The 21,329-nt window shown below is 62.5% G+C and carries 20 protein-coding genes; 10 read left to right on the forward strand and 10 right to left on the reverse strand.

Going from position 1 to position 21,329, the window contains the following annotated elements; genetic code table 11:
* Nucleotides 1–86 precede the first annotated feature (86 nt).
* From ABD088_RS04540 to ABD088_RS04550, 3 genes are all read left to right on the forward strand, one after another.
* Nucleotides 87–971, forward strand: coding sequence for a transposase (locus ABD088_RS04540; protein ID WP_343900740.1), 885 nt, complete (start codon nucleotides 87–89; stop codon nucleotides 969–971).
* A gap of 286 nt (nucleotides 972–1,257) precedes the next feature.
* Nucleotides 1,258–2,028: a hypothetical protein gene (locus ABD088_RS04545; RefSeq protein WP_343900393.1), complete on the forward strand. Its 771-nt coding sequence runs from the start codon at nucleotides 1,258–1,260 to the stop codon at nucleotides 2,026–2,028.
* 20 nt (nucleotides 2,029–2,048) lie between these two features.
* The gene (locus tag ABD088_RS04550; RefSeq protein ID WP_343900394.1) at nucleotides 2,049–4,862 is read left to right on the forward strand and encodes a hypothetical protein; all 2,814 of its coding nucleotides are present in this window, start codon (nucleotides 2,049–2,051) and stop codon (nucleotides 4,860–4,862) included.
* A gap of 661 nt (nucleotides 4,863–5,523) precedes the next feature.
* On the opposite strand, the gene ABD088_RS04555 is transcribed toward ABD088_RS04550, so the two are convergent.
* The 3 genes from ABD088_RS04555 to ABD088_RS17230 all read right to left on the reverse strand — a co-directional run bounded on the left by ABD088_RS04555 (nucleotide 5,524) and on the right by ABD088_RS17230 (nucleotide 9,005).
* A complete protein-coding gene (locus ABD088_RS04555) occupies nucleotides 5,524–5,745 on the reverse strand; it encodes a hypothetical protein (protein WP_343900395.1) in 222 nt (73 codons plus the stop codon).
* 249 nt (nucleotides 5,746–5,994) lie between these two features.
* Nucleotides 5,995–7,755, reverse strand: a complete 1,761-nt coding sequence (locus tag ABD088_RS04560; protein ID WP_343900397.1) for a zinc-ribbon domain-containing protein — start codon at nucleotides 7,753–7,755, stop codon at nucleotides 5,995–5,997.
* Between the two features lie 614 nt (nucleotides 7,756–8,369).
* Complete coding sequence (locus ABD088_RS17230) at nucleotides 8,370–9,005, reverse strand: GNAT family N-acetyltransferase (protein ID WP_425546000.1); 636 nt, start codon at nucleotides 9,003–9,005, stop codon at nucleotides 8,370–8,372.
* Between the two features lie 524 nt (nucleotides 9,006–9,529).
* Between ABD088_RS17230 and ABD088_RS04565 the strand changes: the two genes are divergently transcribed.
* The 6 genes from ABD088_RS04565 to ABD088_RS04590 all read left to right on the forward strand — a co-directional run bounded on the left by ABD088_RS04565 (nucleotide 9,530) and on the right by ABD088_RS04590 (nucleotide 14,636).
* Complete coding sequence (locus tag ABD088_RS04565; RefSeq protein ID WP_343900398.1) at nucleotides 9,530–11,029, forward strand: hypothetical protein; 1,500 nt, start codon at nucleotides 9,530–9,532, stop codon at nucleotides 11,027–11,029.
* A 1,390-nt stretch (nucleotides 11,030–12,419) separates the two neighbouring features.
* Entirely contained in the window at nucleotides 12,420–12,626 is a 207-nt protein-coding gene (locus ABD088_RS04570; protein WP_343900400.1) for a DUF4177 domain-containing protein, read from the forward strand.
* A gap of 151 nt (nucleotides 12,627–12,777) precedes the next feature.
* Nucleotides 12,778–13,221: a helix-turn-helix domain-containing protein gene (locus ABD088_RS04575; protein ID WP_343900401.1), complete on the forward strand. Its 444-nt coding sequence runs from the start codon at nucleotides 12,778–12,780 to the stop codon at nucleotides 13,219–13,221.
* On the forward strand, nucleotides 13,218–13,559 hold the full coding sequence (locus ABD088_RS04580; protein ID WP_343900402.1) for a HepT-like ribonuclease domain-containing protein: 342 nt from the start codon (nucleotides 13,218–13,220) through the stop codon (nucleotides 13,557–13,559). The genes ABD088_RS04575 and ABD088_RS04580 overlap by 4 nt, the downstream gene beginning before the upstream one ends.
* 53 nt (nucleotides 13,560–13,612) lie before the next feature.
* Nucleotides 13,613–13,975 (forward strand): zinc ribbon domain-containing protein YjdM, encoded by a 363-nt coding sequence (locus ABD088_RS04585; protein ID WP_343900404.1) that lies wholly within the window; start codon nucleotides 13,613–13,615, stop codon nucleotides 13,973–13,975.
* A gap of 169 nt (nucleotides 13,976–14,144) precedes the next feature.
* Nucleotides 14,145–14,636: a peptide-methionine (S)-S-oxide reductase gene (locus ABD088_RS04590; protein WP_343900405.1), complete on the forward strand. Its 492-nt coding sequence runs from the start codon at nucleotides 14,145–14,147 to the stop codon at nucleotides 14,634–14,636.
* Nucleotides 14,637–14,986: 350 nt separating this feature from the next.
* Here ABD088_RS04590 and ABD088_RS04595 read toward each other — a convergent pair whose 3' ends face one another.
* The 6 genes from ABD088_RS04595 to ABD088_RS04625 form a co-directional block, all read right to left on the reverse strand.
* Complete coding sequence (locus tag ABD088_RS04595; protein ID WP_343900406.1) at nucleotides 14,987–15,754, reverse strand: SCO1664 family protein; 768 nt, start codon at nucleotides 15,752–15,754, stop codon at nucleotides 14,987–14,989.
* The gene (locus ABD088_RS04600; protein WP_343900407.1) at nucleotides 15,754–16,308 is read right to left on the reverse strand and encodes a DUF3090 domain-containing protein; all 555 of its coding nucleotides are present in this window, start codon (nucleotides 16,306–16,308) and stop codon (nucleotides 15,754–15,756) included. The genes ABD088_RS04595 and ABD088_RS04600 overlap by 1 nt, the downstream gene beginning before the upstream one ends.
* Nucleotides 16,309–16,332: 24 nt before the next feature.
* Nucleotides 16,333–17,025: a histidine phosphatase family protein gene (locus tag ABD088_RS04605; RefSeq protein ID WP_343900408.1), complete on the reverse strand. Its 693-nt coding sequence runs from the start codon at nucleotides 17,023–17,025 to the stop codon at nucleotides 16,333–16,335.
* A 758-nt stretch (nucleotides 17,026–17,783) separates the two neighbouring features.
* On the reverse strand, nucleotides 17,784–18,371 hold the full coding sequence (locus tag ABD088_RS04615; RefSeq protein WP_343900410.1) for a GNAT family N-acetyltransferase: 588 nt from the start codon (nucleotides 18,369–18,371) through the stop codon (nucleotides 17,784–17,786).
* Between the two features lie 395 nt (nucleotides 18,372–18,766).
* The gene (locus ABD088_RS04620) at nucleotides 18,767–19,366 is read right to left on the reverse strand and encodes a DUF998 domain-containing protein (RefSeq protein ID WP_343900411.1); all 600 of its coding nucleotides are present in this window, start codon (nucleotides 19,364–19,366) and stop codon (nucleotides 18,767–18,769) included.
* Nucleotides 19,363–19,797, reverse strand: coding sequence for a MarR family winged helix-turn-helix transcriptional regulator (locus ABD088_RS04625; protein WP_343900412.1), 435 nt, complete (start codon nucleotides 19,795–19,797; stop codon nucleotides 19,363–19,365). The genes ABD088_RS04620 and ABD088_RS04625 overlap by 4 nt, the downstream gene beginning before the upstream one ends.
* A gap of 129 nt (nucleotides 19,798–19,926) precedes the next feature.
* Between ABD088_RS04625 and ABD088_RS04630 the strand changes: the two genes are divergently transcribed.
* Nucleotides 19,927–20,520 carry an N-acetyltransferase gene (locus tag ABD088_RS04630; RefSeq protein WP_343900413.1) on the forward strand — a complete coding sequence of 198 codons (594 nt, stop codon included), beginning with the start codon at nucleotides 19,927–19,929 and terminating at the stop codon, nucleotides 20,518–20,520.
* Nucleotides 20,521–20,579: 59 nt separating this feature from the next.
* Here ABD088_RS04630 and ABD088_RS04635 read toward each other — a convergent pair whose 3' ends face one another.
* Nucleotides 20,580–21,155: a 1-acyl-sn-glycerol-3-phosphate acyltransferase gene (locus ABD088_RS04635; protein ID WP_343900414.1), complete on the reverse strand. Its 576-nt coding sequence runs from the start codon at nucleotides 21,153–21,155 to the stop codon at nucleotides 20,580–20,582.
* Between the last annotated feature and the right edge of the window lie 174 nt (nucleotides 21,156–21,329).

Here is a 21,329-nt window from a genome sequence, read left to right on the forward strand (position 1 = left end):
GAGCGCCTAACCAACATCAAGAATCACGTGGCAACCGACTTACACCACGCAAATGGGCTTGACCCGGCCTGCTCGAGCGTGACCTGATCGCCCACGGGGAACCGGTGGTCAGGGTGAACACGAAGCTCATGGCCCGCGAACGCGGAATCGCCAGGACCTGGGGCAAATCCGATCCGATCGATGCCCTGGCAGTCGCCCGGGCCGTGGTGCGAAACCCGGACCTGCAACCGGCCATCACCAACGGGCCGGCCCGGCAGGTGGCGCTGCTGTTGGGCCGCAGGGAGGTGCAGGTGGCCGAGCGGACCCGGGCGGTCAACCGGTTGCGGTGGCACCTGCATGAGCTCGACCCGGAGCTGGACCCACCGTCCCGCTCGCTTGGCCATGGCCCCGCCCAGGCCAAGGTCCAGGCCTTCCTCGGCGGGTTCGAGGACCGGGAGGACATCCAGGGCCTCGTCGCCGAGATCGCCTCCCTGGAGCTGGAGGACATCGTGCGGGGCAGCGCCGGGATCAAGGCGCTGGACCGGCGGCTGAAGGTCTTGACCGCCCATGCGGTCCCGGAGCTGTTGGAGATCCCCGGCTGCGCCTCCACCGGTGCCGCGAAGCTCATGGCCGAGACCGCGGGCATCGCCCGGTTCAGCACCCCGGCGAAGTTCGCCGTGTTCGCCGGGTGCGCGCCGATCCCGGCCTGGTCGGGGAAAACCGAGGGCAGGATGCGCTTAAACCGCGGGGGCAACCGGCAGCTGAACTGCGCCATCCACCGCATCGCGGTCACCCAGATCAGGCTCGAGGGCCCCGGCAAGGACTACTACGAGAAACATCGCCAATCCGGGAAGGGGAAGATGGAGGCCCTGCGCACCCTGAAGACCCAAATCGCCCGGACAATCTGGAAAACCATGACCACAGCAACCCGAGCCGCCACCGAAACACCCCAAAAGACCGACGATCTAATTTGCCAAGCGCAAGCCGCTTGACATAGGAGTAACGCATGAGTGGATTTGCATGGGCCCTCTCTGCCCGTCTTGGGGCCGTTACTGTCCGTACTAGCATTAGATCCAGTCGAAGCGCCATGCGTCCGTTTCCCGCGTCGACGAAGCGGCGTCCGGCATAACGTTTGTAACTGCCGGAACTCTGATTGAGCTCGGGTTCAAGGTCCGCCATTTGAGTTCGTGGGTGTGTCGAAACGCGACCCTCCTGGCAATGCTCAGTGAATAAAGCTCTACATCAGACTGCCTAGCGCTGTGTAGTATTCAACTTGATTTGTTCGAGCAGGTGCAGGCGATGGGAGAATCAATGGCTCCTGGCTTTGGCGAGGCCGCGAAGATCAAGCGGCTGTATGAGGGGAACGCCGAGCAGAGCAAGGCCAGCGACGCCCTCTTTCAGCAGCGCGCGGTCGCCGAATGGCTCGAGGCGCAGAAGCCCGAACTCGGCAACACCTACCGGATCGCGAGGGAACTGTTAGCCGAGACGCCGGATCCCGGTTATGAACGAACCCGAGTTCTCCTGATATGCCACTCCATGAGGGAGGTGATCAATCGCCTGCCTACCGCAGTGATGCTCGGTCGCGGAAGCCTTGATCGTAGTGCCGTAGCGGGCCACAAGGGGTCATCGGAACTGGTGCGCAGTCTTCCCAAGGTCCGAGTCGAGTACCCCGATATGGACTTGTCGCTCGAGGCTGAAAACGTTCCAGTCCCGCGCGACGTTGCGCTAGCTTTCAATGGCCTCATCGATGCTGCGGTATACGAGGATCAGCGGCGCGTGAGTGATCTAGCCGCCTTCCTGACAGACGATGCCAATCCCAAGCATCCCGCCGTGCGTGAATGGCGCGGCCTGAGCATGTACTTCACAAGGTGGGCGCACCTCGGCGACAATCCAGACAGCTCCATTCCTACAGACGAGCAGTTAGCCGACAAGATACGCGTCTTCGAGGACCACGTTGACGCGATTCGCCTCGCCTTCTTTGTGAGCAAGAGCGTCGTTGAGGACCTGCTTGCAGCAGCAAACCGACCCGTCGAGGAGGGGCAACCATGACTAGGTATAGCGTTCCCGCCATGGCTGAGGTCGAGGCCGCTGTTCGCAGGCTTACCAGCTATCAACTTCGCCGGGTCTTCTACGAAGGTTTGAAGAATCCGCACTGGGTTAAGCCGCTTGCTGAGTTGGGTGTTTTCGTCGACCCCCCGGAGCCCGAGCCCACCGGGGATGGCTACATCCGCGACGTGTTCTGGCCCGAGGTCAGCTACCTGATGAACGTGTGCACGGAGGCCCCGAGGGATGTCGTTGACGTACTGCTCGGCCTAGAGGCGACGTCCAACTCTTGGGTTCGCAGAGCCGCGTTCGTAGTCGGCTCCCAGGTGCCAGCCGCAGAGGCGGTTCGCCTGAAACCGTTACTAAACGCATGGGCGGCGTCGGGTGGCTTCGGCTGGCGAACAGATCCGCGAGATCTGGTCCAATTCGCAATCAACCTGTTGCAGGGAGGTCAGACGAGGTACGGAGTCTCGTTCGCGAATCGCCTCTTCAGGCCGCGAGAGGCACCTGCCGACGGTCATGACCCGGTAGTTGAACTAGAGAACTACTGGTACGCCGAGGAGATGCCCCGACTATTGGAGGCCCTTGGGGATGCCGGACTGAGGACTGTTCTCCCGTGGCTAATCGAACACGAGCGGATCAAGAAGACGTTCGGGGATGACTTCGACCACAGTGGTTTCGCGCGTTCTTCGGTTGATCAACAGCACAACGATCGGCACGGCATCGAGGACACGCTCATTGACGCGGTGTGCACGTGCGCCGTTGCGGGGTTCGCCACCGACGCTTCCGATACATGGTCGCTCTTTAAGCGCACCCCGATTCTGATTACTGAGCGCATTGTGATGTACGCCCTCGCCGACGTTCTCGAAGCGGCCGCAGATCCTGATTCGCCGCCACTGGTGGTGATCGGAAAGGAGATGCTAGTGCGGCCAAAAAGCCGAGATGAAGGTGCGCGGCTGGAATTCGTGGCCCTTGCGCGCGCTCTTGCGAAGCGATCCGAGTGGCAGGTGCTTGAACAAGTTATCGACCAGGGACATTTTACGGAAGAGGATCGCGGTCGCATCCGGACGAACATGGTGGCGAGGGGAGAAACCACCGACGAGATCGAATCCTCGATCACGCGGTGGGATCAGCACTGGCGTCACCAAGTGCTGAGCGGCGTCGGGCGCGAGTTGTTGGCACCAGCCCTTGTTGTCGAACTGGACCGGCTGGACGCGGTGCGCGGGGTTCTCGAGGATCCGCTTCGTCCTTCGTTCCAAGTCACCTCCTGGATTGGACCGAATAGTCCCGTTGAGCAAGACGAGATGGCCGTGATGAGCCCCGGTGAATTGCTGGCTCAACTCGAGAGCTGGCACGTGACTGGAGATCGACTTGGGCCAGCCCCGTCTCACGAGGGTCAGGCGCGCGCGCTCACAGCAGTGCTGACCGTCCACCCGCGTGCATTGGGTGAGGCGACCGGTCTTATCGAGCGGCTCAGGCCCGCTTACATCCGGGCTGCGATTGGGGGTTGGGAAGCGGCTTGCAAGGCCGACCTGGACCTGGACTGGGCCGTGGTCCTGGGGACCCTAGCCGACGCAGTCAAGCATGGTCGGGAGTCACGGTTCCCACTTGAAGGTGGGCAATTCGACGATGATGCTGATTTCACCGCCGCAAAGCAGGCTGCCGTCGGACTTCTCGAAGAACTTTCGAAACCCAAGAATGCCGAGCGGATCACTCCGGAGCGGCTCGCGATAGTCGCGGGGCTTATCCTTGAAGTGTCCGGAGACGAAGCGGCCTGGGCTGATTATGCGAGATCTGATGTGTACGCCTCGAGCATGGACCCGCTGACGACTTCACTCAACTGGCAGTGGCCAATCATGCTCCGGGCCCTCGTCAATCTAATCGCACATGGCCGCGAGACTACGTGGTACGAGGCGTCGACGACCGCGCTGCACGGTGAACTCGCCCGCGACGATCCGCGAGGTGCCTCTCGCGCCGTGCTCGGTGAAGGCCTAGGGCGACTGCTCGACAATGTCCCCGAATGGCTGTATGAGAATCTCGCTACTTACTTCGGTTCAGCGGGCTCGCTGACACGGGACCAGCAGATCGCGCTGACCACGGCGATTGCGATGCACTACTACCACCCAAGCTTGTATCAATTTCTAAGCGGATCGATGATCGCGACGCTGCGTGAGGAGCACGAAGTCGCGGTTGGATGGGGTGACCGTGTTACGCCAAAGGAGCACATTGGCCAGTGGGTGGTTCAGGCGATCATTCGCGGCCACATCGCCGAGAACGACGAGCTGCGGCGGGAGTTCTACGAGATGGCGCCACCGGACGTCCGGGGTGATGCAATCGGGCACATCGCATGGAGTTTTCTGCACACGGATGTTGTTGACGATGCGATTTTAGATCGGCTCGGCGCGCTTTGGGACGAGCGCGTGCGACACGTGGAGGTGAACTCTGCTGACAAGGCAGAGCTCAAGGGCTTCTATTGGTTTATTCGGTGCGGCAAGTTCAGCGCTGATTGGTGGCTACCGCGCCTGAGACGGGCAGTCGAACTTGATCCTGAGTTCGATACGCATGGAATGATCGGCGAACAGCTCGCAGAAGCCGCATCGGATAGGCCTGCTGACGCGCTCGCTGTGCTGACTCGCCTCCTGAAGCCTGAAGACACGGCACGCCGCGACATCTGGGATCTTCGGCGTGAAGCGCTAGCCCCGGTGATCGCCGCAGCGATGGATTCCGGAGACCAACAGCTGGGGCGGGAGGCCACGGACCTTATGCATGCCATGGGTGCCCGCGGCGAGACGGACCTCGATCGCCGCGTTACCGTGATCCGGAAGGGGTCCGACGGCTAAGTGATCGACGGCTCAGCGGATCGCTGAGGATGTCGCTTATTCGGAGACGTTCGGGTTGCAGGGCAGCGCGCCGGGCGGGCGAGGGCAATGCACTACTGAATGTCACCGACGCGCTTACCTGGAACTTCCGGACAGGACCCTCACGCTACTCGCGTTCGAACTGAGCGATCGGCTCGTTGTTCCCTTTAAAGTCACTAGGCTCGCAACTGACGAGTAGCGTGCCTACGATCCGTCGCCCTTCGTCTCTACGATCCGCTCGCGACCGATCGTTGACGGCGGAGCGGTCGAGGTGCCGTCCACAAAGGGCTCGCGTAACACTCATTCGAAAATGTGTCCGCGAACTGCGAACACGCACGCACGACGGTACGCGCAGCGTCATGCTGAGTTAGCTCGAGCGGGACAAGTACCTTGTGCGGCGATGTCTTCCCGAGGGCGTCCAGGTGCCTGAGAATTCGGGCCGGCTTTCCGGCTCTAACGTCGACTAGAAGACTTGGAGGGAGAATGTCCCGTTCCTCGCTGCGATCGGGGCGGCAGCGACTCGTGTTTGCAGTCGTCTGTCGGGCCGCTTCAGATGGCCCTATGTGAGGCGACGTCGGTGGAATTTAGGCTTAATGTGTAGTCGAGTTCCGGTTGCGCTGCGCTACAGGAGCGAGGGCGCGGATCAGAGGTGCTGCCTCAGCCAGTCGGGCATGTTCGAGTCGTCAACGCCCCAAGAATCCTGGAGGGTCTCGTCCTCCTGCCAGGTGTTCTCATCACCATCGAAGAACTTCTGCCTGTGGCACTTGTACTTGACGACGGTGTCCCCTTCGAGCCTGTACTCGTTCCAGTAGTAGTTCTGCTTCCCATGGCCGTTCCACTCTTGGGTTGTGTAGATCGTCGTCACGAGCCTGAGTGTAGCAGCGGCGCTGAAGTGGCGCTGCGCCTTGGCCACGGCGTTGGCTGACCACCGCGCGCCGGAAGTCGACTGCCGCGCGACGCGACGACCGAAGGCGAATCGTTCCGGTCTCTTTGGTGTGTAAAGGATCCAGAGGTTGGTCTGTACCGGAACGTGGTGGAATTTAGGTTCAATGTGTAAACCGCGGGTCAGAGGCGGTTTTCATGATATAGGTCAGTCTGTTCACACCGGAGGAGGTCAATTTGCCACCAGCTGGTCAATTGCCTGGATGTCCCTGCCTGGATCCTGGGCGCCCGAGTAGACAAGCAGTTCGTGGTAGTTCGGGTCTTCAATTTCCAAGGAGGGTAAGGGCGCTTCTCGGAGCCTGACGACGATGTGTCCATCGTGGAGCAGGTCCATGCTCTTGATGCGGTCGACGTCCTCCTTGTCCTTGTGCCAGTAGGAGCCGTCGTACTCAATCATCAGGGATCTCCCATCGGGTAGCGAGACGCGAATGTCTACTGACCATGAGGCGTGGTTGCTGAACGCCGGCGAGTGGATGCGCGGTCCCGACTGGGCTTCTCCCCAGTGCTGACGAGCAGCGTCGACGTACAGGCGTTCAATCATCGACTTTCCGACGATCTGGCACTCAGGGCATCGGGAGCCATTGACCCGAGCGTCCGGCATGGCCCGCCAGGTGTGCGCCGGGTCGCGTCGGCATACCCACAGGGGTGGCTCGACGAGCTGGCTTGTATTCGGCCGAATGTGCCATGGCGAAACCGAGTTCACGGGGGACCACTCATCTGCGATGTCGGGGTAGTGGAAGGCGAGCGAGTCGAGAATCGTTTGGCACTCGGGGCAGCGGTGGCGCTGGTACTTGTCTCGCTCTCGGGGCGTTGCCTGAAATTCGTGGCCGCATACGGGGTCGCGCCACCATACGGCCCGACGTGAGTCGGGTGAGATGGTAGCCAGTTCGAGCTGGCCGTTCTTGGTTGGGTGCCACTGGCTGGCGATCTCTGTTGTCAGACGCGTGGCCGTAGGGTCATCAGCGGCTTTCTTCGCACGCCGCCTTCGCGTTTCTGCTGCCTTGCATGCTGAGCAACCTCCGAAGAGCCAGCTCAGCGGCTGTCGGGTGTTTCGGTGACCATTTGCGGGGCATCGGAACCGGTAGCCGGAACCGCCTGTAAATGCATCGACCTGGACTGTCTCGGGCGGAATGTCCTCCGCCCAGGCCTCCAGCAGTTCCGGGACATCTGCGATGGTCAGACCCGCGTAGGCAGCCCGTTTCGCTTCCCATTCCTTCGCTGCGATTTCACGGCACTCGGGACACGGTGATGAGTATCCGCCGGTCACATTCCGGATTCGCCGTTCGAAAGAGTGGCCTTCGGGGCAGCACCACCAAGCTTCGTTTCGTCCCTTGAGTCTCGCGGTTTCCCACAACTCCGAAGGGTTTCGATCGTGGTCCCACCAGTCCACGTACTTGTTGTCGGAGTTCTTCAGGAGATTCTTTCCGGCTATCTTCTTGGTTCCTGCGGTCGCCGTCTTCGAGTTTCGGCTGCAGGTGCAGCCCCATCCGAGGTCGCCTGGTCGTTGGGCCTCGACACGTCCGCACCGGTTGCAGAGCGTTCCATGCGGGTCTTCTTCGAGGCTGGGGTTCGTCAGGGGACCGAGGTAAGTGAATCCGCTGGCTTCCGCCTTCTGCTGGACGTGGTGGAGGTCGACGGGACGGTTCCCAGAGTACTTACGAGCCCCCTTCACCCAGCTGGTCCAGTAGCAGGCCCGGCAGACTGGTTCCGAGTGCTCGCGGCGGTCGAGAACGTACTCGAACCGGTAATGGCCCTCGAAGCCGCAGCGTATGCAGCGAGTTAAGAGGTAGTCGGCCGGCTTGGTGAAGCTGTCGAGAAGGTTGAGTCCGCCTTCCTCGTACAGGACGTGCAGGTGCTCAACGCACCAGGTCGGGCGAGTTCGCGTCCTGAATGCTCCGACGTTTTCACAGCCTTCAGCGGCGCAGATCGTCATCGCTGTTCTCCGCTCGGGATTCGTGTTCCTTTACTTCCTTTCAACCTTATTCGGCTGCTGCTGTTGCCGGAAGGAACGATCACGCGCTTTCGCCGTCGGTTTTGGTCGGTGTGTCGGTTCTGGTCAGGGCTCGAGCCCTCGGTCGGACAGAGCTTCGGAGACTGCCCAGACGTAACGGGACAGGGTGAACTCGGCGTTTGCGTGTCCAGCCTGCTGCGTGACGAGTGGCACGGGGACGTGGCCGGCCATCGAGATGATTAGCCGCGCTCGGACCCAGTCAGCGGAGTTTGGCTGAGACTCGATGACGAGGGGCGGTGACGGAGACCTCGTTACGTCGGGCGCAGGTGTCTCGTGAGCCAGATGGCCCTACGTGCCCGAACGCGGTGGAATTTAGGTTTTCGCTCTAACCTCTGGCTCGCGCGTTGTCGCGATCTTAGCGGTCTCGCGTCACCGCTGGCGGAACGCGCCGAGTAGCCGGCGAAGGCGGACGACGTCGTCAGCCGTTCCCTTGGACAATCAAGCCGAACGCGAGGCCGCTGGGGTTTAGTCAAAGCGCGCGCGGGTGTCATTGCCTACAGCGATACTTATCCGGGAACCCGACTCTTTAAATGACTTCAGGGGCGATGTATTTCCCAACTGCGGTATCCCATTCCTCGCGAGATTCCGAGATCGCTATCCGAATAGGTCCCCAGGTTAACCCTACGGATGCTAGCGCCAATCCAGCTAGCGAATTTGTCGTTCAGCGATAGTGCCGCCGCGTTGTCGCCCCGGGTGGCAAGCGCCATGTTGCGCCGGGGATGTTGTTTCGCCGCTGCGGTGAGCAGCGCCAAGCCCACTCCTCGACGTTGAGCTTTCGGAGCAACCGCCACTACTTGAATGAAGAGGGGATCAGTCTCTAGGCGTCCCGCGAACGTAACGCAATAACCGACGTGAACGCCCCCAATTTCGGCTAGGAGCACGACCCGCTCGGCAATTGTTGTGACGTTTGCCCCCACAGTCTGAACGAATATCGGCGCACAGAGAGCTTGCAGATCCTGGACTCGGCGGCCGTCTGGCCCGACTGCGGTCGCTTGGCGAATTGAAACCTCGGACGACGAGAGAGTCTCCAGCTGGCTCTGCCACTCGATGAACTTTGGATCGCGACCGGGAGGAAAGCTCGGTTCATACACTTTGTACTCGGGGTCGTTCGCGTTTATGGACATGTTCAAACAGTATTGTGCCCAGCGCGCTAACGAGCGGAGGCCCTGCATCAACGCCGGCTTGCACGATATCTCTCGCGTTGGAGCTATCTGACATTCGTTGTCGTCTTTGGCGTCTGTCTGCCGATCTATGCAAGATTGCCCGGGCGCCGGTGAGTCTGATGGCTAACCTATCAACACGATGGTCGCGGCCGGGTGGTGTACTGGAAGGCACAGACGAGTGGTAGCTATCGGGAGGATGGATCTTGGGTCAGGGGTGGCGGGACAAGGAAATGCGTCTGAAATTCAGCACGATCACGTGTGGGGGATGCGGTGCTGAGCGGCTCCTCGCGCGGGCCTGTCACGATTGCGGGGAGCGACCAAAGACTCATGAAATTCAATACGACCTCCAGCGTCGTGAACGCGTCGTTGCAGAATTCAGGTCTGGACGTAGAGTGCCCGACCATACTGTCAACCCCGATGCGGATTCTCTGTCCGCGGACTTCAACAGGTCACTGAATGGAGTGCTTCGGGCGCTTTCCGAGGTGTCTAGATCTGGACGTTCCGCCGACGCATTGGTCGCCGCCTTTGGTGACATGGACCAGCTGGTGGCAAGTTGGAGCAAGCTGCTGCCGCGACCGAGACGGAACCGTGGCAAGGTGATCGGTCAGGCCATTCGCACGTTCGCGGAAGGAATGGAAATCTTTGTGGACGCGCTCTGTGCCCCAGACATGCATGCGGCTCAAAGACTTCAACGGCAGGGCAACGACCTCATTGGCGAGGCCGAGGCAGTCCTCGATGGAATCACTGTGCTGGATGCGGCTGAAGAGGCGTTTGCAAGCGGATCGCCATTGGAGGGTATGAACCGCATCGGACGGGAGGCACGCGTGAGCATCGGTATGGAATCGTCCATAACCGAGCTTGACGCCGTTCTTTCATCAGGAGTCGGCTGGGACGCGGCGATACCGGGCATGGGTCTCCAATCGCGAACCATACTGCTCTTAGCGCAGAACTTATTCGACTTGGAAGCGTTCTCCGAGGCCATAGGCGTCGCTGACAATGTGACAACCAAGGTGGGTCACGTCCTCGCCAGATCGGGCAATTGGCGACGTGCTCATGCGCGCGCGGCGGCCTACCTCGCGAGCGGAGCTATGTCGATGCACCTTACGATTTCATCGCTCGGCAGCAGCGAACTCGAGACGGCACAGAGCGCGGTTGCTGCCGTGGCGACGTGGCGAGACGGAGTCCTCCGGCATGCTTTGGCGACCATGCTGGCAAGTTCCATGGATGAGTACGATCGCCTGGTTGGCAAAAGCGGCGGTCACGCCACGAAAAAGGCCGCGTCGACATACCCCGGTTTGATGCTTGACGAGAATCTCACACCCGCCCTGAGGAACGCGGGAGGTCACGCTGGGTTGGATCTGGCGGAGGGCGGTATCCGAATCGGCGACGAAGAGTTTTCCTCCGATGAGTTTGTCGACAAGGTCCTCGCGTATTTCGAAACGACGACGGCGACGTTCGTAGGAGTTACTCTTGCCATGACTCGACTTGGGGCAGATCTAAGCTGTGACGCCTACTTGGCACCCAGAGACCGCCTCGCTGCTGTGGCGCTTTTCCTTGGAGCCTTCAATCTCACTTGCGATTCGGTTCAAGTGGACGAGGACGCGCTGACGATGCAAGTGAGTGGACCGGAGCCGGACTGGATGACGCTGTCCGCCGCGCTCAGCGCGATGTTCCAAGCTTCGGTGGAACGTCTAGAGATCCGCCTTTCCACCGAAGTAGGAAAGCGCACTTTCACCACTTCCTTCGAGCGCATTCGCCAATTTGCGGATGGGATAGGCGAGCTTCCTGCGGAGCGTGCAGCGCTCCACCTAAGCGCCATCGTTGCGGCAAGTCGACTAGATGGTGCTTCTCCCTGGCCTGATGAGGAGTGGGAGCGAGTAGTTAGAGCAGTCATTCGCCGAGATGAGGGAGCCGACCTTCGCACGTGGGTAAAAGGTGTCCGCAACCTTCGCGAATCTGGACGCGAAGCGGACAAACCAGAAGTGGTTGCGTCATGTGAGAGGGCATTGGCCGAATTGCGACAGCGTCGTTAGTTTGTATGAATTCACGATGGTCTCGACTCCGCCGTCCGATCAGGCGCACGGCGACGGAGAGGATTCCGTTTTTGTACGCTTATCCAGTTATCCAAAGGGAATCGACCAAGACTTTTTTTATCGGACCCCGATAGGAATCTCAAAGGTTGCTCGGCTACGGAACGTGGTGGAGTTCCGCTTCAATGTATAGGCCTCGACCAATTGCTTGAGAAAGGTTCGGGATGCTGATCGCATCTCGGGCCTTTCTTTCTTCGCTTCCTGGACCGACGGGAACGTCAAGTACTTCGGGAACGGTGGCTGTTCCCGATTCGGCGGGGGCTCGAAGCTGGCTAGCCTGAACTTCATGGACCGTAGAGACACGGAGGACGCCGCGACGCTTATGACCCTGCTCCGTCGAGGGAAGCACCCCTCATCGATACGCGGGTTGCTGTCAGGATGGGACATGCGGCAGGCCGATGTGCCTTCAAGGACACAGATTGAGACGGCAATATCTATCCTGGTGGGTTCCGGCCTTGCTGAGGTCGATCCATCCTGGAGGATGAGGCTCACTGAGCAGGGCGGACAGCTCATGCGGTCCGTGAAAGGTTCTGGCGGGATGCGGCTGATGCCGAGGGCAATTAGCCATCTGCTGGCAGAAAGTGAGTTGAATCGTGCGCCGCTGAGTTTGCCTGAGTCGGTCTTTGTCCCAGCGCGTGATGATTATCTGGACACTGCTCGACGCAGGGCTGAGCGCCGATCGCAACATCGGTGGTGGTGGCCCTACCCATTTCGGCGCCCCCGTTAGTGACGCCGCCACGCGAGGGCCGCCGGCCGCGGAGCCTGAGGACGTAGCTGGGATCGCAGGCGCCGGTGATGTTGATCGGTTACGAAACGTGGTGGAATTCCCGTTTCAACGTGTAGTCAGCTTCCCCACGATTCTGCCGAATCTGCTATTCGATCGGCTTACAAGCTGGAGGCCAGGAATTGCGTTGTCTAGAACGCCCATCATGAGCTAACTGGGGTCACGCCATGATTGACAGCGAGTTTCGTCGGGTTGAGTGTCTGGATTAATCCCCTGTCGAATTCCGGGCTAAGACAGAACAGCCGGGCTCTGTGGGCAGGTCGCCGCAAACATCGCAGGGGTACATTGGCGGCGGCAGCCGCGACGTCTCGCCGAGGCGACGGCGCCCTGAGAATTCCACCTGGCGTCTTGGCGGCATTCATTCGGAACGCGGGCAAGGTTCGGCAAGTCGAAGTGCGGATCACGCAGAAGGCTGCGGAGCCGTGCGCTCGGCGCTTCGGCTGGCAGGGCTTACTTCCTTCAGGACCTTTGGGATGCACGCTTATGCCCGGACCTCGCAGCATCGAGTAGCATGACTCCAAATTGACCAGCAACAGAAGAAGTCACGTCATGCACTATGTCGTCGTACAGGTAATCCTCAAAGAGAAACTCTGGGGAACCGGTTCAGGCAACCTGTCCTCCCTTGAGCAGGCCATTAACGAGCAGGCCGCGAAGGGCTATCGACTCCACACCATTACCACTGCGAGTAGCGGGAGCAAGGGAATCGGTGGCGGTGACCGCATCCAGGCAACGATGGTTTTCGAGAGCCTCGGTTAATCGCACATCGCGAAACGCGCCGGGGAGTCTGGATAGCCCGAAGTGCCGGCGCGTCGAGAGGGTCTCAGTATTGCAAAGCGGTGGAGTCCGATTGAACGTGTTAGGGGTCTCGAGCCTCGCGGGTCTATATATCACGCGATATGATAGTTGCATGGTGAACACCGTACGACAACTGCGTGAGGAGGCCGGTCTCAGCCAAGCTGAGCTGGCCGACCGGTCAGGAGTGGCACAACCCAACATCGCGGCGTACGAGGCCGGCAGACGCAGGGCTTCGGCGGTTATGTTGGAGCGCCTGCGACGCGCCGCCCGCCCGCTGCCTCATCAGGCGCTGGCTGAGCACCGTCACGAGCTTGTGACGTTGGCCGGGAACTACGGCCTCACGAACCTTCGCGTCTTCGGGTCGGTAGTGCGCGGGGCAGACGAACCGGGCAGTGACCTCGACATCCTGGTGACACGCTCGCCCGGCGTCGGATTGATGGCGCTGGCCGCGTTCACTGAGCGGGCGACGGAACTGCTCGGAGTCGAGGTCGACGTGGTGACTGATGGCGGCCTGCGAGCTGATCATGAGGTGCTGACCACGGCCGTTGCCGTATGACGGGGCGGGATGCAGCTGCGCTGCGGGAGATCGTGCGCCTGTGTGACGTCGGCGCGGTTCTGGTTGCCCGTGGACACGCCTGGTTCGTCGACGACCCGCAGAACGTCCCTGGCCTGGCAGCGGAGTCCCTGATCATCAAGATCGGGGAAAACGTTGCGCGACTGAGCACGGAGACGACAGCTCTGCATCCCGATGTGCCCTGGTCGCTCATCAAGCGTATGCGTGACCGTCTGGCCCATCACTATGAAGGAACGGACTACGGGGCTGTCTGGGACACTCTCGTGGTCGACCTGCCGGCGATCCGTGGCTATTTGGCTCGGTTGGACGAGGGCGCATGACGGGTCCGAGGCAGAGGTTGTTCGGCTACGGAACGTGGTCGAGTTCCGCTTCAATGTCTGAGCAGTTGCCGCCGTGCCCGGCTTGTGGTGAAGAATACGCGTACGAGCAGGGCACGCTGTTGGTCTGCCCGATGTGCGGTCACGAGTGGGACGCCGGCGCTGCGGTCGAGGGCGACGCAGCCGGGGATCCCGAAATCAAGGATGCCGTCGGGAATGTGCTGGCCGATGGCGACACCGTCTCGATCGCCAAGGACCTCAAGGTCAAGGGCGGCGGTGGCGGCACCGTCAAGGTGGGCACAAAGGTGAAGGGTATCCGTCTCCTTCCGGACGGCGTCGATGGCCACGATATCGATGCCACAGTGCCCGGCTTCGGTCGGATGCAGCTGAAGCCGAGCGTCGTGAAGAAGGTCGACTGACGATTTTCGCCGTTGTTGGTGTCAGCGGGGCGGTGTTACCCCCCGGGAACCGCTCGTCAGCCTGGCCTGGTCCAAGAGGGTCCGAACCGTCATGAGGCGGGTGGAATTTCGCTCCACCGTCTGATCGACCGTTTTCTCTCGTCGCGTGGCGCGGCCGTAGCATCATCAGATGGACATGGCGTTCGAGACTGAAGACATTCATTTCGCGGGTGGCTGCCTCTGGGGTGTGCAGGCCTTTATGGCGACGTTGAGGGGGGTGACGTTCACCGAGGCCGGAAGGGCCAACGGCACCAGCCAGTCCATTGACGGTGACTACGATGGGTACGCCGAAAGTGTACTCACGCGATTTGATCCGGCCGTCGTGAGCGTCGAGCAACTCATGGTGTGCTTCTTCGAGATCATTGACCCTTACAGCGTGAACAAACAGGGGCCGGATGCCGGCGAAAAGTATCGCACCGGCGTGTACTCCGACACGTTTACGCATCTCGAACGGGCGCAAGCCTTCATCGCCGCGAGAGACGACGCCGAACGGATCGCAGTCGAGGTACTGCCGCTCACGAACTATGTGCGAAGCGCCGATGAGCACCAGCATCGGCTCGCGCGTTTCCCCGAGGACTCCTGCCACATTCCCGGCGAATTGCTGGACAAGTACCGCAGCTGAACGGTCGGAAGCGCTGCATGGGCGGACCAGGTCTACTCGCTGGTGCGCCGGGGTGCGGATTCTCGGGGACAGACGATGGTGCGGTAGATGCCGCTTTCGCCATGACGGACGAAGTCGGCGGCCAGGGGCCCACTCGATCACGTTTGCTATCCGTGGCGACGTCGTGGAGATCCGCTTCACTGTATGAGCTGCCGCCATGCCCGGCTTGTGGCGAAGGCTACGCCTGCGGGAGGGGCACACTGTTGGTCTGCCCGATGTGGTTCATGAGTGGGAAGCCCGCGCTGCGGTCGAGGACGACGCGGCCGGCGTGTCCGCGCTCGGGGATGCGGACTCCAGTCGGTTGAAGTTCCTTAGAACAGCGGCCAGGGGACCGCGGGCATCTCACCGCTCGGAGCCGGAAAACGCCCCGATAAGCGCAACTGGTCGCAGCGGGTGGCCAGCGACGCCATCTCCTCGCCGGTCAGCAACTCCGCCAGGTGTCGGCCCAGCTCCCCGCGCAAGCCATCGCTGACGTTGTCGATGCCGTCGAGTTCCTCGGCCGTCAGTGCATCACCCATCCACCCCCACAGCACCGTGCGCAGCTTGTGGTCGCGGTGGAAGGTGACCCCGTGGTCCACTCCGTAACGATGCCCATCGGACATGGTCAGAATATGGTCACCTTTGCGGTCGGCGTTGTTGACGATGACGTCGAAGACCGCCATGCGCCTGAGCGCCGGGGCGTCTTCATGGATGAGAGCGACCTGCTGCCCGTTTTCGCCCTGCCCCTCGAGAACACGTTTCCAGCCTGACGCGGGAACGCGGTCTGCGGCGACCAGGTCGACGGCGTTTTGGCCGGCATCCTGCTCCTGCCAGAGCTGCACCATTCCCTCGCCGAGGGGGCCCTCGCGGAGCCAGGTCCGGGGCACGATGTTCCAGCCGAGGGCTTGGGAGACCAGGTAGGCGGCAACCTCCCGCTGGGCCAGGCGGCCGCCGGGAAAGTCCCACAACGGAGATTCTCCGGCCGTGGGCTTGTACACAACCTCCCGATCCCCGATGCTCGCCAGGAAGGTGGCATTTGAAGCCGTCGTGATGCGGCCGATGAGCGTTAACTCGGCGGTCACGAGCTCCGAGTCCGGCATCAGGCCTCGGGAAGAGTGCAGATGTGACCGTCGGCGTCCATGGGATAACCACAAATCGGGCAGATGGGACGCCCAGCGCCCACGATCTCGCGCGTGCGCTTGGTGAAGGCCCGGGCAGTGCCTACCGGCATCCGCACCAGCAGTTTTTCGGCAACGCCGGCACCGTCCTCATCGGGGGAACCGTCGTCATCTTCGCCCTCGACGTCGGTGAGGGGGTAGGCCTCAAGGACGATCTGTGCCGTGGTCGGGTCCCAACCCAATCCCATGGCACCCGCGCGGAACTGCTCCTGGACGGGCTCCAGCTGGTCATTGTCCACCAGCTCAGGGGGAGTGCTGGTGGGAACGCTGAAGGGGTTGCCTTCGACGGCGATGAGCTGGTCGAGGATCTCGTCGATCTTCTCCACGAGTCCGGCCGACTGTTGCTTCTCCAGGGCAATACTCACGATCTGCGCCCCCGTGCGGACCTGCAGGTAGAAGGTGCGCGCCCCCGGGAGGCCAATGGTGCCAACGACGACCCGATCGGGCCAATCAAACTCGTGTACTCGTGTAGGCATGTCAGTATTCTAGGCGCAGATGGATCATGGCGTATTGTGCCCTGCACCGCCGCCTACGGCCGCGTCGCCAATGGTGATGCCGTCAGCCAGCCACGACAGGTCACCGGCATCGGTGTTGGTTGCAAAGACACTCGGTCGGCCTGGGCCGTAGCGCACGATCGATACCGAGGCAGGGCCCACATTGATGCGCTGGAACAAGTCCAGGTGCATGCCGAGCGCGTCGGCGAGGACGGATTTGATGATGTCACCGTGGCTCACGGCCACCCAGACGGACTGCGGCCCGTGCGCGGCTTCGATGGCTGCGTCGTGGCGGCGTATTGCGGCCACCGAACGGGCTTGCATTGCGGCCATCGATTCACCGCCGGGGAAGACGACGGCGGAGGGGTGCGACTGCACCATGGGCCACAATTCCTCGGTCGCCAAATCGGCCAGCTGGCGGCCCTGCCATTGGCCGTAGTCGCATTCGGTGAGGTCGGGATCGGTCGTCGCGTCGAGTGGGAACGCCTGCCGGTCGACGATGTATTGGGCGGTCTGCTGGCACCGCTCGAGAGGGCTTGATACCACCCCCGCCAAGGGGATGGCCGCCAACCGCTCTGCCGTCTGGGCTGCCTGCTTTTGCCCGGCCTCGTCCAGGCTGACGCCAACTGCCCGGCCGGCCAGCAGCCCCGTCGCATTTGCTGTGGTGCGGCCGTGCCGCACGAGGATAACCGTCGCCATATAGTCAGCCTAGCCACATAGGGCGCGCCGCTCGTGATGAATCACAGCTCAAACTATCCCGTGTGCTGAGGTTCGACGATCAATGTCGGTACGAGGATTTGCAGGACGGGGGCGACGCCAACGACCTGCGGTGATCGGGTGGACCGGATTCGAACGGCTCGGTTGATACGAGGAACCTTCGTGCCGCCGCAGCAACCGGACGTGGAAGGTCGCCTCCTCGACCACTTCGACGACGTGGGCTATCGGTGGAAGGTGATGCTGCGCATTCGATCGACCGAGGATCACCTTCGGGCGCATCTACCGCGCAGTGTGGCCCGACTCGAGAGACCGGACCGTGCGGCGGACCGACCGTGCGAAGACGCCACGCCCTGGCACCGGGCCGAGATCCGTGCCGAGAGCCTCGACTGGCTACCGTCCGTCAGTGCGGCGCTCGACTGCGAGGTGGTGATCGATCGCCCAGACGAACTTCGAAACCGGGTAAGGGCTGTAGCTCCGAGGATGCTTCAAGCCGCTGGCGACGACCGATGATCAACCCGGTCCTGGTTTCCGTCAGCCACGCTGACTGAATTTTCGGCCCTCGCCGACACTGGTTTCGCCCTTCGCCAGCCAGCCCGGCCCACCTCGCAGGGAGAGTCCGCTCCCGCCACCGGGGATCACCAAGGCGACGACGGTGAGGGCGATGCCGTCTCTTCCGGAGATGGCCGGGCTGTGGCGTCTGATGTGGCGGAGTTCCGTGGGAGCGGCACCTGTTGGCAGGCTCAGGTAGGTCGAACCGTACGCCGCATGACGGTGTTTTTCAGGCCCTTGGGACGGACGAACTCGAATCCGGCTTCCTCGTACATCGTGCGGGTGCCGTTGTAGACGAACGAGTTGCTCATCTTCTTCTCGCCAATCTCGTGGGGGTATCCCTCGACCACGCCGCCACCTCGGGCAGCAATGTGATCGAGCGCTCCGTCCAGCGCGATTTTGGCAAACCCGCGTCGACGGTAGCGTTTGTCGACGAAGATGCAGGTGACCCGGTAGTCGGGCATCGAGTCGGCCTCGGCGAGATACTGCTTGCGGTGATGGAGATTCGGCAGTTCAGCGGGAGTGCCGTACTCCGCCCACGCGATGGCCTCGTCGTCGACCACCACCAACGCTGCATGGGCCCGCCCGGCCCCGACCAACTGCTTCTTGAAGGCGCGGCTGCCCTCGTAGCCCGGCCCTCGGCTGGCGCAGTCGTGGAAGTACGTGCACCAGCATCCGCCGAAGATGCCGTTATGGCGCTCCACCATGGCGGCGAACGCGTCCCACGTATCCACGGTCAAGGGCTGAATCGAATATCCATTCGCCTCCATGCCAGCCATTCAAGCACCTCGTTCGAATGCTGGCACTAGTTGCGGCTGAATCCGTGCGGACCCCCCTGCGAAATCGTGGGGCCGGTGTCTACGGGAGGGGAAGTAGGGGACGACTTCGTCGACCACTGGACGGGGCGAACCCGGTCCGGCAATCTATCTCCCGTCGGTGCGCCCGCGATCCGGGTGGCATGCCCGTCAGACGTCGACGGATTGGCCCAGGTGTTGGTTGCCCGCCGCGCCACGTGGGAGGACCATTCGGAGCGTGCACGCGACCTGGTCGGGCGGCTCCCGGTGCTAGGGGTTGCCGAAGGGGACCGGGGGATCGTTGGCTGGAGCGGAGTCCAGGAGTCCAGGAGCCCGGGAGCCCAGGAGTCCAGGAGCACCGGCTCGGGCTCGGGGATCGATCAGCGCAGCATGATGGCCACCGATGCCAGCAGGAAGAACAGGCTGATGGCCACCAGGAAGACCCGCTCGGCGATGCCGAAGACGTAGCGCCGGGCTGGCTTGATGATCAAGGCGGCGATGAGGGCGACCAGTGAGACGAGGGCAATCACGTGGAGAACCTGCAGTGGGCCGGACAGTCCGGCGGACTGGCCGATGGCCCGCAGGAAATTCCCGGTCAGGCTGTAGGCCAGCGCGAACCAGGCGATCGCCGCGAGGTAGTGCATGGCCCCGACGGCGGACAGCTTCTGCCCCTCCAGGCTGGTGGGGAGGAAGAGGAGGACGAGGAAGATGACGACGAGGGCAGCCAGTTGGATGAGGATCGACGTCCGCTCACCGTCCGGTCCGAAGCCCGTGATGATGCAGACGGCGAGAGTCGCCCATGACGCAGCCGTCAGCCACGTCATCAGGGTGGCGAGCTTCCTCGTGCCGCCGACGTGGTAATCGCTGACCGCGTGTTCCACGGCGTTGTAGTCGCTGTGCACCACGTGCAGGGCGACGAAGATGGCCAATCTGGCAAGAATCAGTACTGCGGTGGCTGCCGCGGCGACGGTCGTGATCATGGTCGTTCCTCTCGGGGAGTAGGGGAGTCGTGGAGTGCCCCATGGAGTCGGTGGATGGTGGCGGCCAGGTCGTCGGCGTCGATGCCCAATCGCCGGGCCGTCTGGGAGAGCGAGTCGCCCAGCGCGTCGCGTGCCTCGCCCAGGCGTTGGATGCCTGCGGCGGTGACCCGGATCCGACGGACGTTGCCTGCCCTTTCCCCGGCATCGTCGTCGATCAATCCGGCGTCGAGCAGAAACCGCACGATCGCACTCATGGCGGGTTCGCTGATGCCCACGGCCCGCGCCAGCTGACGACCGGTCATTCCCGGGTGTTCGGAGGCGATCACCAGGGTGACGAAGCGGTTGTAGGTGAGGTCGTGCCCCCGCAGCATCTGGTCGGCCTGGCGGTCCAGCGTGCGGACCAGGTCGTGGAGTTCGTAAGCGAGGTCCATACGGTAAATTAAGCACTTAACTTACTAGGTGGCAAGAGGGGCCAGGCGTCGAATCGAGGTGGCACGGGCATCCGAACATGCGGGGAAGTACGCTGGGGAAGCTGGACACGCCATCGACAGGAGCCAGGCATGACCATCACGGATCCGCACCGGCAGATTCCCGACGAACTGCAGAGCACGGAGTTCGTGCTGCGCCCGATCCGTGCAGACGACGCCGCCTGGGATCACGCCGCGGTCATGGACACGCGGGAGTACCTCCGGCTCTGGGAACAGTCCACCTGGCCCGAGGACGACTTCACGGCGGAGGCCAACCGGGTGGATCTGGTGGACCTCGAGGAGCGCCATGCAGCGCGCCGTGCCTACACGTATACGGTCCTGAACCCGGACGAAACCCAATGCTGGGGTTGCGTCTACGTCTTTCCCACCCAGGCCACGTTCCTCGCGAGGTCCACGGTGACCCCGGTCGGTGACCGGAACTGGGGTGAGGTGGACGCCGTCGTCTATTTCTGGGTTCGGCGTCCACGCATGGCGGCCGGCATGGACGAACGCCTCCTGGCCGAACTCCGCGCATGGTTCACCAACACGTGGAAGCTCCGCCAGACGGTCTACGTGACCCACGAGCAGTTCGCGCAGCAGGTCGAGCTCATCGGCCGCACCGACCTGGAGCTGGAATTCGAACTGGTCGAGCCCGGCAAGCCGGGCAGGTACCTCGTGTTCGGCTGAACCCGAGGGACGGTGGAACCCACCCCTCCTGCGACCGTGCGTGCGGCGGGGAGCGCCGCCTAGTCGGCCGCTTCCTCCTCGCGCAACCGCGGCTCGACCCGCTGGTCGGGGTGGAACCCTGCCTTGTCCGCATAGAAGGCACGGATGCGATCCATGTCCTGGTCCAGATTGCCGGTCAGGTCGAGTGTCGGGCCCAGGCCGGTCCGCATGGTCGTGCGATCGACGTAGCCCAGGGTCACCGGCAGACCGGTTTCGCGGGCAATGCGGTAGAAACCCGACTTCCAGTGGGTGTGCGCTCCGCGCGTGCCATCGGGGGTGACCACCAGCCCGAACACCTCGCCCGCCTGGACGCGCCCCACCACGTCGGCCACGATGCTGCTGGGGTCTGACCGGTCCACGGGAATGCCGCCGATCGCGCGCATGATGGGTCCGCGCCAGCCGGAGAACAGGCTGTCCTTGCCCAGCCAGTGCACCTCGATGCCCAGGCGCCAGGCGATGCCCAACATCAGGATGAAGTCCCAGTTGGAGGTGTGCGGGGCACCGATGAGCAGGGTGGGGCGGGACGGCGCGGGTTGGGAGTCCAGTTTCCAGCGGCTGAGGGACCAAAACGCACGTGCTGCGAGACGACGGATCATGCTCCCACGCTAGGGCATGATGCGCGGCGCACCCGCCATTGACGTGAACTGGCAGCTCGGGTGGACTGGGACGAGAGCCGAACCACCGGAGAAGGACATGAAGGAGCCCCGTGGAGATCATCCTGCCCACCGTCTGCGGCAACTCGCCGCGCATCGCCGCTGCCCGCACCTGCC

The organism is Arthrobacter rhombi (genome assembly GCF_039526245.1).
Taxonomy (GTDB): Bacteria; Actinomycetota; Actinomycetes; order Actinomycetales; family Micrococcaceae; genus Arthrobacter_H; species Arthrobacter_H rhombi.

Excerpts from the sequence above, each read along its gene's own strand:
- ABD088_RS04620 (WP_343900411.1), bottom strand. The coding sequence starts at position 19,366 with ATGATCACGACCGTCGCCGCGGCAGCCACCGCAGTACTGATTCTTGCC.
- ABD088_RS04560 (WP_343900397.1), bottom strand. The coding sequence starts at position 7,755 with ATGACGATCTGCGCCGCTGAAGGCTGTGAAAACGTCGGAGCATTCAGG.
- ABD088_RS04605 (WP_343900408.1), bottom strand. The coding sequence starts at position 17,025 with ATGGCGACGGTTATCCTCGTGCGGCACGGCCGCACCACAGCAAATGCG.
- ABD088_RS04575 (WP_343900401.1), top strand. The coding sequence starts at position 12,778 with ATGGTGAACACCGTACGACAACTGCGTGAGGAGGCCGGTCTCAGCCAA.
- ABD088_RS04570 (WP_343900400.1), top strand. The coding sequence starts at position 12,420 with ATGCACTATGTCGTCGTACAGGTAATCCTCAAAGAGAAACTCTGGGGA.
- ABD088_RS04590 (WP_343900405.1), top strand. The coding sequence starts at position 14,145 with ATGGACATGGCGTTCGAGACTGAAGACATTCATTTCGCGGGTGGCTGC.
- ABD088_RS04565 (WP_343900398.1), top strand. The coding sequence starts at position 9,530 with ATGGACCAGCTGGTGGCAAGTTGGAGCAAGCTGCTGCCGCGACCGAGA.
- ABD088_RS04625 (WP_343900412.1), bottom strand. The coding sequence starts at position 19,797 with ATGGACCTCGCTTACGAACTCCACGACCTGGTCCGCACGCTGGACCGC.
- ABD088_RS04630 (WP_343900413.1), top strand. The coding sequence starts at position 19,927 with ATGACCATCACGGATCCGCACCGGCAGATTCCCGACGAACTGCAGAGC.
- ABD088_RS04580 (WP_343900402.1), top strand. The coding sequence starts at position 13,218 with ATGACGGGGCGGGATGCAGCTGCGCTGCGGGAGATCGTGCGCCTGTGT.
- ABD088_RS04635 (WP_343900414.1), bottom strand. The coding sequence starts at position 21,155 with ATGATCCGTCGTCTCGCAGCACGTGCGTTTTGGTCCCTCAGCCGCTGG.
- ABD088_RS04585 (WP_343900404.1), top strand. The coding sequence starts at position 13,613 with ATGTCTGAGCAGTTGCCGCCGTGCCCGGCTTGTGGTGAAGAATACGCG.
- ABD088_RS04550 (WP_343900394.1), top strand. The coding sequence starts at position 2,049 with ATGGCTGAGGTCGAGGCCGCTGTTCGCAGGCTTACCAGCTATCAACTT.
- ABD088_RS04595 (WP_343900406.1), bottom strand. The coding sequence starts at position 15,754 with ATGCCGGACTCGGAGCTCGTGACCGCCGAGTTAACGCTCATCGGCCGC.
- ABD088_RS04600 (WP_343900407.1), bottom strand. The coding sequence starts at position 16,308 with ATGCCTACACGAGTACACGAGTTTGATTGGCCCGATCGGGTCGTCGTT.
- ABD088_RS17230 (WP_425546000.1), bottom strand. The coding sequence starts at position 9,005 with ATGCAGGGCCTCCGCTCGTTAGCGCGCTGGGCACAATACTGTTTGAAC.
- ABD088_RS04615 (WP_343900410.1), bottom strand. The coding sequence starts at position 18,371 with ATGGCTGGCATGGAGGCGAATGGATATTCGATTCAGCCCTTGACCGTG.